The sequence below is a fragment of the Candidatus Aquicultor sp. genome, assembly GCF_054640775.1.
In genome coordinates this window covers 1-15,921 of sequence record NZ_JBTSLF010000053.1, presented here as the reverse complement: position 1 = coordinate 15,921, position 15,921 = coordinate 1, and the positions used below count along the sequence as shown (strand labels likewise).

Genomic DNA, 15,921 nt, shown 5'->3' with positions numbered 1-15,921 from the left:
GGGGGGAAATAAACTGCTTGGATTAAGTTGTTCTCGATAAACGCCATTTAAGCTCTGATTAGCATAAATTAAAGAGCCCCAATTAACTTGTTTTAATACTGAATTAAGAACGAAGTTCGAATCAGGTCCGGGGTCAACTTTTCCACATACTAAAAAATGCCTTTGTATAGGCATTTTTCCATAATTAGAACAATTTGGCTCCCCGGATAGGATTCGAACTTAGCGCTGCATGATACACTGAGAAGTAAAAGAGGCCCGCTTATAAGCGGGCCTCTTTCCTATCTTGTGAGAACTATCGTTCGATTTTAGATATCGTAGTAGAGGTAGAACTCATGCGGATGCGGACGTAGGCGAAGAGCGTCTACTTCGTTATCCCTCTTATACTGAATCCATGCCCTGATAACATCCTCGGTAAAGACGTTGCCCTTGAGCAAGAACTGGTAATCGTTCTCAAGTGCGTTGAGCGCCTCATCCAATGCGCCTGGCATTTGCGGGATCTTCGCGATCTCTTCCGGCGGAAGCTCATAGAGGTCTTTCTCCATCGGCTCTCCCGGGTGAATCCTGTTTTCGATTCCGTCGAGACCGGCCATCAGCATCGCTGCAAACGCCATGTATGGGTTGCATGAAGGATCGGGGAACCTGACCTCTACCCTCTTGGCCTTCGGTGATGGTGAGTACATCGGGATACGGATTGAGGCCGAACGGTTCCTTGCCGAATATGCTAAGTTGACCGGAGCCTCAAAGCCCGGAACCAACCTCTTGTATGAGTTCGTGGTCGGGTTGGTGAGGGCCGCAAGGGCCTTTGCATGCTTGATGATGCCGCCGATATAGAAGAGCGCCATCTCGCTTATACCTGCGTACTCGTTGCCTGCAAAAAGCGGTTTGCCATCTTTCCAGAGGCTCTGGTGGGTGTGCATACCCGAGCCGTTATCGCCGAATAACGGCTTCGGCATAAAGGTCGCGGTGCGGCCGTTGAGGACAGCGACGTTCTTTACGATGTACTTAAAGAGCATGAGATCGTCGGCGGTTTTGATCATGGGTCCGAACCGCATATCGATCTCGCCCTGGCCGGCGGTTGCAACCTCATGATGCTGAGCCTCGATATAAATACCGCACTTCTGCATTACGGTAACCATGTCGGCCCTGAGATCATCAAGGCTATCGGTCGGCGGTACCGGGAAATATCCTTCTTTGTGTCTCGGCTTGTAGCCAAGGTTCGGCTCTTCGTATGCGCCGGTGTTCCAGGTGCCCTCGACTGAGTCGACGAAGTAGTAGCCTTCATGAGCATTCTGGTCGAACCTGACATCGTCAAAGATAAAGAACTCTGCTTCAGGACCGAAGTATGCGGTATCGGCGACACCGGTTGATTTCATGTAATTAACCGCCTTTGTCGCAATATAGCGCGGGTCGCGATCGTAAGGCTCTTTTGTGATCGGATCGGCGATATCGCAGATCAGGCTGATTGTCGGATACTTCTTGAATGGGTCCATAATAACGGTACTTGGATCCGGGAGGATGATCATATCGGATGCGTGGATTGATTTCCAGCCTCTGATTGATGATCCGTCGAATCCGAAACCATCCTCAAAGCTCTCCTCACTTAGTTCGTCGATGGGAACCGCGAAATGCTGCCAAACGCCAGGCAGGTCAATGAATTTCAGGTCCACAAAGACAGCATTGTTTTTCTTGGCGAACTCCAATACTTCTTTAGGCGTTGTCATGCTTTCTCCTCCGTTACGTGTGATATATTTTGTGGCAATCTAATGCCGATTACCCTGTAGTGGATACCCCATGCTAGAGCATGGGCAGGTATTTGCCGAGTTCGAACTCGGTGACCTGGGCTTTATATGCATCCCAGTCGGCCTTCTTGTTTCTCAAGAAGTACTCATAAACGTGATCTCCGAGGGCTTTCCTCAATAGGGCGCTGCCCTCTGCGATCTTTATCGCTTCGTAAAGGTCCTCGGGCAAAGTTCCGATTCCGGCCGCTTCACGCTCTTCGGCCGTCATCTCAAAGATGTTGTCGCCCGCCTCGGGTGGGAGTTCATAGCCCTTCTCGATTCCGTCAAGGCCGGCGGCGAGCATCACCGAGAATGCCAGGTATGGGTTGCAAGCGGGGTCGGGGCTTCTAAGCTCGATTCTCGTTGCGGTCTCTTTGCCGGGCTTATACATCGGGACGCGAACGAGCGCGCTCCTGTTACGACGGCTCCATGAGATGTATACCGGCGCCTCGTATCCGGGGACAAGCCTCTTATATGAATTAACCCATTGATTAAGAACAACCGTGATTTCACCCGCATGTTTAAGGATGCCGGCGATATAACTTTTCGCTTCCTTCGAGAGGTTGCGCTCGTCTTTAGGATCAAAAAACACAGTGGTGTCGCCCTTAAAAAGCGACTGGTGGGTATGCATGCCGCTGCCGTTCTCACCGTAGATGGGCTTCGGCATAAACGTCGCGTATACGCCGGATTCCTGTGCGATTTGCTTTACCGCCAAACGGTACGTCATAACGTTATCCGCCATCGCCAGGGCATCCGCATATCTTAAATCGATTTCATGCTGGCTCGGAGCGACTTCGTGGTGGGAGTACTCGACCGTGATACCCATGCTTTCGAGGGCGAATATCGTTTCTCTTCGGTATGGGGTCGCGAGGTCGAGCGGAGTGAGGTCAAAATAACCGCCCCTATCCAGCACTTCGGTGCCGTTACTGTCCTTGAAGTAGAAGAACTCGAGTTCCGGTCCGACGTACATGGTGTACCCCATCTCGGCGGCTCTTTTAAGGTTCCTCTTTAATACGTACCGTGGGTCGCCGTCGAACGGGTCGCCGTCGGGAGTCTGAATATCGCAAAACATCCGGGCGACTTTTACGTCTTTCGACCAGGGAAGCAGTGCAAAGGTATTGGGATCGGGAACGGCGATCATGTCGGACTCTTCGATACGTGTAAATCCCTCGATCGATGAGCCGTCAAAGCCCATACCCTCTTCAAACGCCAGCTCAAGCTCGGCGGGGGCAATCGCAAAGCTCTTCAGAAAACCCAGAACATCGGTAAACCAAAGACGGATGAACTTCACGTCTTTGTCTTTGACGATCTTTAAAACGTATTCTTGATCTTTCTTCAAAGGCAAACACCCTTTACGATAATCTTCCTTGTCAACCAACTAATTATACAGCTAAATAACCAGCTAAAAAGGATTATATAGCTCAAATGTTACGTTTATGTTACATCAGGATTAATTTGTTATTACGATTGAAATAAACGGTGCTCCGACAAGCGTATGAACAGGCAAAACAGTTAGATTATAAGTAAAAATATTAAAGACGTCATCGTTTCTTGGTGGGATTATTTCTTAAAACGATACCCGACGTTGCGGACCGTTTCGATAAGGGATTCGTGGCGGCCCAACTTAGCGCGCAGGCGCCGTATGTGAACGTCTACGGTGCGGGCGCCGCCGTAGTAGTCGTAGCCCCAGACGTTGCTTAGGAGCTGGTCGCGGGTGTAGACGCGTCCCCTATTGGTGATGAGGCAGCGTAGTAGTTCGTATTCTTTAAAGGTGAGGTCGAGGGGTAGGCCGTCTATCGCCACTTCGTAGCTGTCGAAGTTTATAATCATGCCATCGAGGGCGAGGATATTGTCGGAGGAAGTCGCAGCGGTCGCGGACTCATAGTTGCCGCGCCGCATTAGCGCAAGTCTAAGTCTGAGGCTTAGCTCCGAGACCTCATACGGATAGATCAGTACATCATCAACCCTTGAAAGCAGCGCATCGTACTCGCTTCCGGCGTCATTGATAATAACGAGTACGATGCGGCTAAGGTTGTTTTCGATAAGCTTTTCCAGGTCGCGGTAATCGAGGATAATAATGTCCGACCCCTCGGTGGTTGCGGGCATGACCCGGTAACCGAGAGTTGCCAAATCAATGAGAAGTTTCTCTTTTAGTGTAATGTCTTGCGTTATTACAGATGCTGTTTTCAATAACTTCGCCTCTATTTTCTAGGCCATTGTAACAGAAATTTAAATACATAAAAGGTATCGGCTAACGCCTAACAACCAGAGAGACCCGTTACACTTCAAACCGCAGCAACGGGCCTTATTAGAAACTAGAAACAATATGGTAAGTAGATAAAACCTTCGTCTAAGCCAGGTGAAACTTCTCCTAGACACTGGCCAGTGGCAAACACTGTGAGTGCATTCGAGATTCTTCGGCTTAAGCCTCAGAATGACATCTAGTGAACCCTTAGCATAAGCCCGATGAATCGGGCAACCACATGTTTTCCCCGGACCCTTTCAAATCTAGTATGCGTACAAATTGCCGTACGGCCTGTGCGATACGGCCTTGATCTTAATAAAATCGCCTTTGAGGATCTCGGCTGCATCGAGCCCTACCTCTTCGGAAAATTCTGTGACGTAGTTCTTGATGATCTCACGGTCTTTGTCGTCCAGCTCGAGAACCGCGACTTCTTTACCGAGCTGATAATCCTCGAGTTTGCCACGGACGTAGATAACGCCGCCGTGCATCCCGGTTGCGAAATAGTTGCCGGCGACCTGATCTTTGCCATTGTTGCCGGTATCGAGACCAAGCAGGATCAACGTACCGCCGGCCATATACTCGCCGAAGAAATCACCCGCCGTACCTCCCACGACCATTACCGGCACCTTGTCTTTGTATTCTTTCATGTGGATGCCGACACGGTAGCCGACGTCGCCTCTTACGAAGAGCTTTCCGCCACGCATACCGTAGCCGAGAACATCACCCGCGTCGCCGTGGACAACGATCTTGCCCTCGTTCATGGTGTTGGCCACGTGGTCCTGCGCGTTCGCGTGAACGTGAATCGTCGGGCCGTTCATAAACGCACCGAGGTCGGCCCCGGGCACGCCATCCATTGTAATGTTAACCGGGATATCGATCGCGTCGCCGATGTAACGCTGTCCGTTTACGTTTGCCAGCTTTATTTCGATCTCACCGTTTTTGACGGCTTCCCTGATTTGTTCGTTAAGCTCGCGATAGTGCAATCCCTTGGCATCTATAACGAATTCTTTTGTGCTTACCGCCATTACGATACACCCAGCCTTTCTTTCCTTACCTCAACCGGGAAGTCGATGTACCCGAAGTCGGTAGCCATAAGGCGATCGCGCATGTCGCTGACATCGATCTTGTCGCGGATAAGGCCTGTGATAAGGCCCGCCCTATCGATATTGCCGACCATGACCGCGCCTACTACGACGCTTCCCCGTAAAACGATCTTGCGATAGGTGTCGCCCTCGACGCTCGAGAGAACCTCGAGGTCGTCGGACTCGGTATTTGAAAGCCCGGCGGTAACCACCGGCACTCCAAAGAGTTCGATTGAGTTTACGGCCAGGCCGCCCTCAAACTCGCGGTCGACTCCGGCCATGTTAAATCCGGCGATTTTGCCCTGGATATAGGCGTTCGGCCAGATCGGCATAACGCGGTTGCCGCCGTTTAAGTAATCGGGGCCTTCGGTGACATCGCCCGCGGCGTAAATATCCGGCAGGTTTGTCCTCATGTGGTCGTCGACGATGATGCCGCGGTTGGTTTCGACACCGCTCTCTTTTGCGAAGCCGGCGTTAGGAATGACGCCGATGGCGACGATGACCGCATCGCAGTCGAGCGCCTCGCCGCTTTTCATTTTTACGCCGTTGACCAGGCCCATGTTGTCGCCGAGAATTTCCTCAACGGTATCTTCGGTGATGATATTCACGCCCGCTTTTTCAAGGGCGCCTTGAACGATCGCTCCCGCGTCGGTATCTAAAACGGTAGCCATAACGCGGTTGGCAAGCTCGACGACCGTGACTTTTACGCCCCGGTGGTGCAGGCTCTCGGCCGCTTTCAAACCGATGAGACCGGCGCCGATCACAACAACGTGTTTTAGCTCAGGCAGCATCTCCTCGATGTGCTTTGCGTCGTCCATTTTAATAAATGTCATGACTCTGCCCAGCTCAAGGCCCTTCATCGGTGGGACGAACGGGGTGCCGCCGGTGGCGATGAGAAGCTTGCCGTACGCGACCTCCTCGCCGTCATCGAGTTTGACCGATTTCTTGGCCGGGTCGATTGCGGTAACTTTTTTGCCGAGCATCGCCGTTACCCCGTTTTTCTCATAGAAACTCGGGTCACGGTAGCCCATCATATCTTCTTTTACCTGGCCGGCGAGGTACTCGGAGATCAGTGGGCGTGAATAGACCGAATACGGCTCATCCGAAATAACGGTTATCCTGATTTCCTTATCTACTTTGCGTATGGCCTCGATGGCGCCGACCGCTGCCACCGAATTGCCGATAATTACGTAGCTCACCTTATCTCCTACCTCTCCTCATAAACTAACGCCTCGTTGGGACACATCTCAACGCAGGCGGGTGTTGCGCGGTCCGGGCACAAATCGCACTTGGCGATTTTTCTTTTCTCAAGGTCGCGCTGCGGTGCACCGTGCGGGCAGACAAGCACGCACGTCCAGCATCCGACGCATTTCGCCTCGTCGTGGACGACTCTTCCATCCTCGTCCTTGGTGAGAGCACCCGTAATGCATGCCTCGACGCACGGCGGCTCGTCACAATGACGGCACTGTAGCGCAAACGAGACCGGCCGTAACTCTTCGACCAGCACACGCGCCATCGGCCGTGGAAATTCTTTCTTGTGCGCCTTAATTATATTTTTAGACTTGGAATGCTCGGTGCGGCAATAGACCTCACACAATCTGCATCCTATACACACTTCTTCTTTAGCGTAAACTTTCTTCATCGATATCCTCCACCCCTACGCCATCGGACTTCCAGCAACCTGGATGTCGAGAACGTCCATTTCTTCCTTGGATAGACCGACTGCTCTCAAGTGCAGCCTGTTGCCGCGCAGCGATTCGATCGCGTTGATACCCATACCGCCGAGCATCTCGGATACCTCATGCGACCATCCGCGTACAAGATTGTACAGACGCTGTGCCGCTATTTCCGGGTTGAGACGCTTCTCGAGGTACGGGTCTTGCGTCGCGATACCCCAGTTGCACTTGCCGGTATAACACTTCTGGCAGACATGGCATCCCATTGCGACCAGTGCCGCTGTACCGAGATAGACGGCGTCCGCGCCGAGTGCGATGGCTTTGATGACGTCGGCCGAGTTCCTGAAACCGCCCGCTGCTATGACGGACGCTTTGTTGCGGATTCCTTCCTCGCGAAGCCTGGTGTCGATCGCCGCGATTGCGAGTTCGATTGGGATACCCACGTTGTCGCGAATCATCGTCGGGGCCGCCCCGGTTCCGCCTCGGAAGCCGTCGACCGCGATGATGTCGGCGCCCGCGCGGGCAACACCGCTGGCGATAGCCGCCACGTTATGAACGGCCGATATCTTAACCGATATCGGTTTCGTATATTCAGTAGCCTCTTTAAGGCTGTAGATAAGCTGGCTCAAGTCTTCGATCGAGTAGATGTCATGATGTGGGGCCGGTGATATAGCGTCGGAGCCGACCGGAATCATCCGGGTGACAGAGACCCTCTCGCCGACTTTCTCGCCGGGCAGGTGACCGCCGATACCCGGCTTGGCGCCCTGTCCGATTTTGATCTCGATTGCCGCAGCGGTATCGAGATACTCGCTGTGAACGCCGAATCGGCCGGATGCGACCTGAACGATCGTGTTCGGGCCGTACCCGTACAGGCTCTTGTTAAGACCACCCTCACCTGTATTCCAATAGGTACCGAGTTCTTTTGAAGCCATCGCCAGCGCGATGGTCGCGTTGTGGCTGATGGCGCCGAACGACATCGCTGAGAACAGAATCGGCGTCTTCATCACCAGATTCGGTGCGATTTTGGTCTCGATGACCGGCTCGCCGTTTACCATCTTGATCTGAACGTTATCCGGTTTGCTTCCCAGGTACGTGCGAAGCTCCATCGGCTCGCGCAATGGGTCGATCGACGGGTTCGTGACCTGGCTTGCGTTCAGCAGGATGTGATCCCAGTAAATCGGATACGGTTTTGGGTTGCCCATACCGGTGAGAAGCACGCCGCCGGTCTCCGCCTGTTTCCAGATGTATTTCTGGGTCTCGGCGGTCCAGTTGGCGTTATCTTTAACAAACGGTTTGTTGTCTCTTATATAGAGTGCGTTCGTCGGGCAAAGGCTCACGCAGCGCTGGCATGCGACACACTTCTCGTCCTCGCTGTAGACCTCGCCTTCCTCGTCGAACTTATGCGCCTCGAACGCGCACTGGCGGACGCACACGCCGCAATTAATACACTTGTCCTCGTCCCGCTCTATCATTACTTCGGGTAGCTGATATGTCTTCATTTAAGCCACCGTCTCCTTAACCTTCAACTCTGTTACACCGTCATTCTTAATTGGATTCTTAAGCTGGCCGATGACCGGCTCGCCGGCCTTCGGGTTCCAGACCCTATCAAGCTCAGGTGATATCTCTCGAATCGCCGCTTCCTCGCTTGCGATATAGAGCATGTCGTCTTTTCTCGCGGCGATCATCGGGCGAAGCTTCACGCGGTCCGCCAGGCCGATCATGCCATTGGTGTGGCCGACGATGAATGCGAACGGCCCGTTGAGCAAGATGCCGCCGTAGATCATCCTGAGCTTCTCGTAGACGTCCGCCATAGGGTCGCCCTTTTCTTTCATGCGATCGATCTCGGCCCAGAACGGGGCGGAGAGCACCTTGCATGCTATTTCAACCGGTAACTTATGTTTTCTTAACAGGAGGTCAAACGCATACGCACCCACCTCGGTGTCGGTAAGCATCGTGCATTTGTATCCGAACATCTCGAGGTAGCGCTTATTGATACCGTATGAGGAAATCTCGCCGTTATGGACGAGCGCCCAGTCAAGAATCGTGAACGGATGTGCGCCTCCCCACCAACCAGGAGTGTTGGTCGGGAACCTGCCGTGACCGATCCAGGTATAGGCCTCGTACTCGTCAAGACGATAGAACCTGCCCACGTCTTCCGGGAAGCCCACCGCTTTAAAAGCGCCCATGTTCTTGCCGGACGAGAAGATAAACGCGCCGTCGACCTTCTCGTTGATATGCATGACCGCATCGATTACGAAATCCTCTTCGCATGTGTCGGTCGTGCACTTATCCGCTTTCGGGGTGACGAAATAGCGCCAGAGCAGCGGACTTTTCCCAATCCCCTCGGTCTTTCTCGTTGGGATGGTCTCTTCGCTGTCGATTTCAAACCGCTCATCAAGCAGCACATCCGTGGCCTCTTTGGCCTTTATGTCGTCGTACATGATATGCAGCGCATAAAATTCTTTTTTATGCGGATAAATGCCATACGCGGCAAATCCTCCACCAAGACCGTTTGAACGATCGTGCAGGACTTCCATTGCGCGGATAATCGGCTCCCCGCTCATCAACCTGCCGTCTTCGCTCATCATGCCGGCCAGACCGCATCCGGATATGTTCCTGCGGTACTTTCTACCTTCCAAAATCAGCACCTCCTGTTGCACACTACCACAAAATCTACGCCACAATATTGGTAACCGCAATGTTCGTAATCACAATATTTGTAACCACAAAAAAATGCCAACAACCTTTCGGTCAGTTGGCGCCATTGCCTTTGTTTTCAGTTATGTAACCATTATATTAACTTCATGTTACGGTGTCAAACTTTTATTTGGATTCTTACCTGGTAGAACGTGTAAATTGCATAGGTTGGGGGCATCGCTTGGATTGAGGTCTGATATCTGAGCAGAATTAGGAAAAGATGATAGATTTCCCTACCCTTTAGGATGCTTACTGCTTAATCAAAGCCCTCTTCGTTTACTGCTTCCCCTAAACCGCTCGCCTCTACCTACATCAAGTAATAGGACATGAGACCATATGAATTCCCTATCACGCATAGTTCCCTTTACAAAGAAAACTATGTACAGCGTTTAAATTCTATAATGTTCGGAGAAAATGCCAAAGTGGGGGAATTGATGTTTAGACCATCGAGCAACCCCAAAGCATCATCTTGTTAGTTTGCTCGATTTAGCCTCTTAAGAAAAATCACTCAGGAAAGGAGGAATAGCAGAATGACGGAGAAAAATAGGATCGCCAGGACCAAGGCAATTATCGTAGCTGTCATGCTGGTAGGCTTGATGGCCGTAGCCTTCCTGTCAACCGCTTCCGCCGATACAAACTCGTGGACGGAAGTAAACACCAATCTTCTAAACAAGAGTGTAAAGTCACTGGCGATATCGCCGCTCTACGCGACCGATAACACTCTTTTTGCCGGGACCGGCACGGGGGTTTTTAAATCTACAAATGGTGGCCAGAGTTGGGGCGGTACAAGCCTCACATCTGGTACTGTCCGTGCGCTGGCGCTCTCCCCTAACTTTGGGACGGCTGGTACGGAAACGGTTGCGTTTGCCGGTACGGACAGCGGGGTTTTCGAATCAACCGATACTGGTATGAATTGGAGCGAGAGCATTGCTACTATTGGTGGCACAAACGCGTTTGCGGTGTCTCCAAAATTGCAGCCGGGCAAAGACTGAATTAGACGTGCAATCTTTGCCGGGACCGGCAATGGGGTTATTAAGTCCACCGACGCTGGTGTCACATGGACTGACAGCGGCATACACCCACACACGATCTCTGCGCTTACGCTCTCTAAGACGTACATGAAGGATGCCCTTGATCAAATAGTGCTTGCAGGAGATCCGGACCACGGGATATTTAGATCGGCCGACCGTGGGAGCACGTGGCCTGAGGAACAGCGCAGCCTTATAAACACACCGGTCTTTGCGCTTGCGTTCGCGATAGCGCCTACCTCTGACAGCAGCGGAACGGTGTTTGCGGGGGCCAGCAGCGGCGTCTTCAAATCGACCGATGGCGGAAAAACCTGGGCTAAATGCGGCTTGGAAACCACCGTCACCTCTCTCGCAGTTTCGCCGCATTACTTAACTGACCATACCTTCTTCGCGGGCACCGCTACCGGGATTTTTAAGTCAACCGATGGCGGGCAGTCGTGGGACCAATTAGGCGGAAATCTTAATAAAGTTAACGCGCTTGCGCTCACACCGGACTTCAATGCTACTAATAGCACATCTCTGACCGGCTCACTCTTCGCCGGTACCGAATCCGGCGTGTTCGTCTATACGTTCTCAGGGTCCGGCTCAACGTCTACAACATCGTCGACTTCTACCACATCAACTACCGTCCCATCAACAACTTCGACCACTAAGTCGGGCAGTGGGGGAGGTACGACCGGTATCACTGTAGCCGGTATGACTTCCACCACGATCGCCGGTACATCGACCATACCGTTGGTCGATGTCGAGGATAGTGATTGGTTTGCGCCGTGCGTCAGAACCCTGGTCCTTAAAGGTGTGATCAACGGATTTCCGAATCATGAGTTCAGGCCTAATACCAGCATCACAAGGGCCGAGTTCGCAAAGGTAATCATCCTTGCAATCGGTGAGCACCCGTCGACAACCGAGACGGCTTTCTCGGATGTTGCCGGTAACTGGGCGGAAGGATATACCCAGCGCGCATCGGAGCTGGATATCATCACCGGCTACCCAGGCGGTGAATTTAGACCCAACCAGCTGATATCACGCCAAGAGATCGCGGTTATGATAATCAAGGCCGGAAAATTCGGAACCGCAGAGACCTTCGTATCAATCTTCCCAGACGTAACATCAGGTCTCTGGAGCTGGTCGTTTATTGAAAAAGCAGTGGACCTTGGCTTCATCAAGGGTTACACCGATGGGTCATTTAGGCCATCTGCATTTGCAACGCGCGCCGAGGCCGCGAGCATGGTTTGCAACATGCTGCAGGAACTTTAGAACGCACCGACTAAAAGTAGGCACAAAAAGAATACTAAAAGAGCCTTCACTGCTAAGTGGGGCTCTTTTGTTTGGAGCCTAAGCGACCGGGGGCGACAGCTCCTCGCCCCGCTCAATCCACTCGGGCTCAATCCCAAGGATCAGCATATTCGCGGAAGGATCTCTCCCCGAGGGACGGGAACAACCCGCGTGGTTCCCCATTCGGTTTCCATGATCACCTGCGGTTTGCCGGCCTTGACTTCGCCGATAACCACAGCGTCAACTCCTGCGGGATGGGATTGTAGCAGAGAAAGCGCCTCGTCAGCTTTGGTAGACGAGACTACGAACAACATCTTGCCTTCGTTGGCGAGGTAAATGGGCTCAAAGCCCAGCAGAGCGCAACCGCCCTTTACCTCGTCTTTTACCGGCAGCATGGTTTCGTGGATGAGAATAGCGGTGTCGCTTTGCTGCGCCCACTCGTTAAGCACCGTACCGACGCCCCCTCGCGTCGCATCTCGAACGGTACGCACTTCACTTACCATGGGATGTAGAAGCGCCACTAGCCCATGCAGCGGCCGGCAGTCGCTCGTAACGGGACTTTGAATCGCAATACCTTCACGCAGTGCGGTGATACAGTACCCGTGGTCACCGATGGTACCGCTCACGATTATCATGTCGCCCGGCCGGATGTTTCGCGGGTGATAGTCGATCCCCTCAGGAATGACACCGATGCCGGCGGTCGTGATAAACACCTTGTCGGCGCTCCCCTTGTCGACGACTTTGGTGTCGCCGGCTACAACCGGAATCCCGGTTTCACGGGATACATCACCAAGAGAGGTAGCGATTCGTTTGAGGTCTGCGATATCCATCCCCTCCTCGATGATGAACGACGCGGATATCGCAACGGGTCGCGCGCCCGCAGCCGCCAGGTCGTTTACGGTCCCGCAAAACGCTAATTTGCCGATATCCCCACCGGGGAAAAACAAGGGGCTGATAACATACGAATCGGTGGTAAACGCGGTTTTCCCGCCGGGAAGCTCGAGCACAGCCGAGTCGTTGGCCTCTTTTGAATTGCCCCCGAGGGCTTCGAAAAAGACCTCCTCGATCAGGCGCGCCGTCATCTCGCCGCCGCTGCCGTGGGCCATGCGAACCTTATCCGACATGCGCATCGCCCCCGTGATAGAGGAAATAAGCTGCGCATGTTCCTTCGGATGACACCATGCACGGCCCGACCGGATTCTCCGGCGTACAACGCTTAGCGAAAAGCGGGCATTGCCGCGGTTTGATAATCCCTTTTAGGATTTCTCCGCAGCGGCATCCCGGATGTAGTTTAACCTGTATCTTCTCGATGCCAAACTTTTGAGCCGCATCGAACTGCTCGTAATTATTGCCCAGCGCAAGCCCGCTTCCAGGGATAACACCCAGGCCGCGCCACTCGGCATCGGCGGGGGTAAAGATCTCTTGCAGCAGGTTCTGCGCGACGACATTGCCTTCCGGTCGCACCGCCTTGCGGTAGAGATTTGAGATCACCGGCGTTTCCGCGTTGATATCCTTGACCAATTTTACAATCGCGGCCATGATCTCCGGCGGCTCGAACCCGGCGATGGCGCCGGCGATTCCGTATTCCTCAACAAGAAACGCGTATGCGGTCTCGCCGATTATGACACTCACATGACCGGGCAAGATAAAGCCATCGATAGTGGTCGTTTCATCCTCAAGGAGCACACGCAATGCTTCGGGGACGGTTTTATGCAGGTTATAGATGCTAAAGTTGGGGAGACCCTCGGCTTTTGCCGTCTTTATGGCATGCGCTGTGGCGGGTGCGGTCGTCTCGAACCCTATCCCTAAGAACACGACTTCTCTATCAGCCTCAGCGCGGGCAAAATCCAGCGCCTCAAGCGCGGAGTAGACCACACGCACGCCGGCGCCCTGGGCTTTTAGCTCGGCCAGGCTTCCTTCGGTCCCCGGCACCCGGATCATATCACCGTAGGTCGTCAGGATAACGCGCTCGTCTTTAGCGAGACGCATGAAGGCGTCGATATCAGAATCGGCGGTAACGCATACGGGGCACCCGGGTCCCGAGATAAGCTCCACTTCAGGGGGTAGCACCTCGCGCATACCGGCCTTTCCAATCGCCATGGTATGCGTGCCGCAGACCTCCATCAGCCTTACGGGTCGCTCGACGATCTGCCGCAGCTTCTCGGCCAGCAGGTGAAAATATTTTTTCTCATCGACGACCCCGGCAGCGACGTTAAAACTGTTGCTCGTCACGCAGTAGTTCCTCCCACATCTCGAGTGATGCCTGGGCTTCCTCATCCGAGACGACATTGATCGCCTGCCCCGCATGCACAAGCACCCAGCTGCCAAGTTTAGCCTCCGGGGTGAGCATTACGCTGATTTTCCTGATGTTGCCCATTACATCGATGCTCGCAGAGAACGTAGCCTCATCTATCTCAACAATCTTCGCCGGCACAGCCAAACACATGAATGGTTCCTCCTGCTAAAAAGTAACTAGAGATGTTCCAGCTAATATAATTTGCCCTAATGCCAAGCCACCGTCGTTGGTCGGTACTTGGCGGTGAAAGTACGGCTCGATTCCTTTTGCCGGTAGTTCTTCGGCAAGTATAGCTATAATAAGGCGGTTCTGAAATGTCCCGCCCGAGAATACGACCTTTCGCGTCCCGCAGGATGCGGCCAGCTTTTCAATTATAGCGCTAATCGTCGTCGTAAAGGTACGGTGAAAGCGCGCGGCGAGCACACCGGGGTCCGTTCCTCTTCGCTTATCCTCCGCCATCTCATCTAGAAAATGCCAGGATAAGCGCACCATACCATCCTCATGGAGAGTGAACTGGTACGGCTTAACGTCCCGTATAATACCCGATGACCTTGCCAGGGCCTCCATGCACATCGGGGCCTCGCCCTCGTAGGTGGATTTGGAGGTAAAACCGCACAAGGCCGCCGCCGCATCGAACAGCCGGCCGCCGCTCGACGAAGGTATACCCAGGTTTTTATTCGCGACCTGGGCCTGAACAAACGGGAGCAAATCGGCGCTCTCAGGCAAAATCTGCAGCAGCTTCTTCTCGTCCTTCCAGAGAGAATACAGCAAAACAGCCGCCATATGCAGCGGATATTTTGCCACACCGTCGCCACGCGGTTGTATAAACGGCTCAAGGGAAGCAACCCTATCGATGCTCTCATAATCACCGTGGAAAACCTCACAGCCCCAGATCGAGCCATCATCGCCGTAACCGGTACCGTCACAAACGACCCCTAAGACCTTCTCGTCGAGCCCCGCATCCACCATCGCGGAAGTGAAATGCGCCTTGTGGTGCTGCACTCTTACAAGCGGCACATCAAGCCGCCCGGCATAGCGCCCGGCGTACCCCGCACCCACATAATCGGGATGCAGGTCGCATACCACCTTCTCTGGGGTGATCTTCAAGAAATCCTCGAAAAAGCGCACCCCATCCAGGTAAGCTTCGACGTTGTTAAGGGTATCAAGGTCGCCGAAATACTGGCTGAGGACCGCCTTTTTCTCGCGACCGTAAGCGAATACACTTTTTAAATCCCCACCGGCGGCAAACACCGGTGCGATGGTGCACGGAAGCCGTATCCCCTGAGGAACGTATCCTCTCGCACGCCGGATAAAATACGGCCCGCCGTTAAAGAGCATGATCACCGAATCGTCGCCCCGGTTTACGATCTCGCGCTTATGCACGACAAATATATCTGCAAGATCACCAAGCTCGCGGTAGGCGTCCTCCTCGGTGAGAATCAACGGGTCACCGCTAATATTTGCGCTGGTCATGACCAACACCGAGAGGTCGTTATCGAAGAGCCCGTAGTGGAGCGGCGTGTAGGGAAGCATAACTCCAAGCGTATCCAGCCCCGGGGCAATGGCATCGGTAAGCCCGTCCAGGGAAGTTCGTTTCAGAAGGATAATCGGGCGGGCGGGCGAGGTCAAAAGGTGCTCTTCACCGGTCGATACCTCGCAGTACGCCCTTACCGCCTCCAAATCGCGACACATCAACGCAAAGGGCTTGGCCTCGCGCTTCTTGCGGTCGCGAAGCAGCCCGACCGCATCATCATTCGTCGCGTCACAGGCCAGATGGTATCCGCCGACACCTTTTATCGCGAGAATCTTGCCTTGTTTAAGCAGCTCTCTGGCCGTTTCCATAT

General features: G+C 53.4%; 14 protein-coding genes. 2 read left to right on the top strand and 12 right to left on the bottom strand.

Annotated features, from left to right (window positions below; genetic code table 11):
• Nucleotides 1-305: 305 nt before the first annotated feature.
• The 8 genes from glnA to ACYC56_RS06205 all read right to left on the bottom strand — a co-directional run bounded on the left by glnA (nt 306) and on the right by ACYC56_RS06205 (nt 9,426).
• Nucleotides 306-1,721, bottom strand: a complete 1,416-nt coding sequence (glnA, locus tag ACYC56_RS06240; RefSeq protein ID WP_461373315.1) for a type I glutamate--ammonia ligase — start codon at nt 1,719-1,721, stop codon at nt 306-308.
• 73 nt (nt 1,722-1,794) lie between these two features.
• Entirely contained in the window at nt 1,795-3,117 is a 1,323-nt protein-coding gene (locus tag ACYC56_RS06235; RefSeq protein ID WP_461373314.1) for a glutamine synthetase family protein, read from the bottom strand.
• Between the two features lie 221 nt (nt 3,118-3,338).
• Entirely contained in the window at nt 3,339-3,968 is a 630-nt protein-coding gene (locus ACYC56_RS06230; RefSeq protein ID WP_461373313.1) for a response regulator transcription factor, read from the bottom strand.
• Nucleotides 3,969-4,286: 318 nt separating this feature from the next.
• Nucleotides 4,287-5,048 (bottom strand): GltB/FmdC/FwdC-like GXGXG domain-containing protein, encoded by a 762-nt coding sequence (locus ACYC56_RS06225; RefSeq protein WP_461373312.1) that lies wholly within the window; start codon nt 5,046-5,048, stop codon nt 4,287-4,289.
• Nucleotides 5,048-6,304: an NAD(P)/FAD-dependent oxidoreductase gene (locus tag ACYC56_RS06220; protein ID WP_461373311.1), complete on the bottom strand. Its 1,257-nt coding sequence runs from the start codon at nt 6,302-6,304 to the stop codon at nt 5,048-5,050. The genes ACYC56_RS06225 and ACYC56_RS06220 overlap by 1 nt, the downstream gene beginning before the upstream one ends.
• An 8-nt stretch (nt 6,305-6,312) precedes the next feature.
• Nucleotides 6,313-6,747 carry a 4Fe-4S dicluster domain-containing protein gene (locus tag ACYC56_RS06215; protein ID WP_461373310.1) on the bottom strand — a complete coding sequence of 145 codons (435 nt, stop codon included), beginning with the start codon at nt 6,745-6,747 and terminating at the stop codon, nt 6,313-6,315.
• 15 nt (nt 6,748-6,762) lie between these two features.
• On the bottom strand, nt 6,763-8,280 hold the full coding sequence (locus tag ACYC56_RS06210) for a glutamate synthase-related protein (RefSeq protein ID WP_461373309.1): 1,518 nt from the start codon (nt 8,278-8,280) through the stop codon (nt 6,763-6,765).
• On the bottom strand, nt 8,281-9,426 hold the full coding sequence (locus ACYC56_RS06205) for a class II glutamine amidotransferase (RefSeq protein WP_461373316.1): 1,146 nt from the start codon (nt 9,424-9,426) through the stop codon (nt 8,281-8,283).
• 582 nt (nt 9,427-10,008) lie between these two features.
• On the opposite strand from ACYC56_RS06205, the gene ACYC56_RS06200 reads away from it, so the two are divergent.
• Both ACYC56_RS06200 and ACYC56_RS06195 read left to right on the top strand, forming a co-directional pair.
• Complete coding sequence (locus ACYC56_RS06200) at nt 10,009-10,470, top strand: WD40/YVTN/BNR-like repeat-containing protein (protein WP_461373308.1); 462 nt, start codon at nt 10,009-10,011, stop codon at nt 10,468-10,470.
• Between the two features lie 126 nt (nt 10,471-10,596).
• On the top strand, nt 10,597-11,763 hold the full coding sequence (locus ACYC56_RS06195) for an S-layer homology domain-containing protein (RefSeq protein ID WP_461373307.1): 1,167 nt from the start codon (nt 10,597-10,599) through the stop codon (nt 11,761-11,763).
• Between the two features lie 140 nt (nt 11,764-11,903).
• Here ACYC56_RS06195 and hypE read toward each other — a convergent pair whose 3' ends face one another.
• The 4 genes from hypE to hypF form a co-directional block, all read right to left on the bottom strand.
• Nucleotides 11,904-12,905, bottom strand: a complete 1,002-nt coding sequence (gene hypE / locus ACYC56_RS06190) for a hydrogenase expression/formation protein HypE (RefSeq protein ID WP_461373306.1) — start codon at nt 12,903-12,905, stop codon at nt 11,904-11,906.
• Nucleotides 12,895-14,013: a hydrogenase formation protein HypD gene (gene hypD, locus ACYC56_RS06185; protein ID WP_461373305.1), complete on the bottom strand. Its 1,119-nt coding sequence runs from the start codon at nt 14,011-14,013 to the stop codon at nt 12,895-12,897. The genes hypE and hypD overlap by 11 nt, the downstream gene beginning before the upstream one ends.
• Nucleotides 13,994-14,227, bottom strand: a complete 234-nt coding sequence (locus ACYC56_RS06180) for a HypC/HybG/HupF family hydrogenase formation chaperone (RefSeq protein ID WP_461373304.1) — start codon at nt 14,225-14,227, stop codon at nt 13,994-13,996. Before ACYC56_RS06180 ends, hypD begins: the two co-directional genes overlap by 20 nt.
• A 15-nt stretch (nt 14,228-14,242) precedes the next feature.
• The coding region (gene hypF, locus ACYC56_RS06175) for a carbamoyltransferase HypF (RefSeq protein WP_461373303.1) at nt 14,243-15,921 on the bottom strand (1,679 nt) is incomplete at its 5' end.

Excerpts from the sequence above, each read along its gene's own strand:
- glnA (WP_461373315.1), bottom strand. The coding sequence starts at position 1,721 with ATGACAACGCCTAAAGAAGTATTGGAGTTCGCCAAGAAAAACAATGCT.
- ACYC56_RS06225 (WP_461373312.1), bottom strand. The coding sequence starts at position 5,048 with ATGGCGGTAAGCACAAAAGAATTCGTTATAGATGCCAAGGGATTGCAC.
- ACYC56_RS06215 (WP_461373310.1), bottom strand. The coding sequence starts at position 6,747 with ATGAAGAAAGTTTACGCTAAAGAAGAAGTGTGTATAGGATGCAGATTG.
- ACYC56_RS06210 (WP_461373309.1), bottom strand. The coding sequence starts at position 8,280 with ATGAAGACATATCAGCTACCCGAAGTAATGATAGAGCGGGACGAGGAC.
- ACYC56_RS06200 (WP_461373308.1), top strand. The coding sequence starts at position 10,009 with ATGACGGAGAAAAATAGGATCGCCAGGACCAAGGCAATTATCGTAGCT.
- ACYC56_RS06195 (WP_461373307.1), top strand. The coding sequence starts at position 10,597 with ATGAAGGATGCCCTTGATCAAATAGTGCTTGCAGGAGATCCGGACCAC.
- hypE (WP_461373306.1), bottom strand. The coding sequence starts at position 12,905 with ATGTCGGATAAGGTTCGCATGGCCCACGGCAGCGGCGGCGAGATGACG.
- ACYC56_RS06180 (WP_461373304.1), bottom strand. The coding sequence starts at position 14,227 with ATGTGTTTGGCTGTGCCGGCGAAGATTGTTGAGATAGATGAGGCTACG.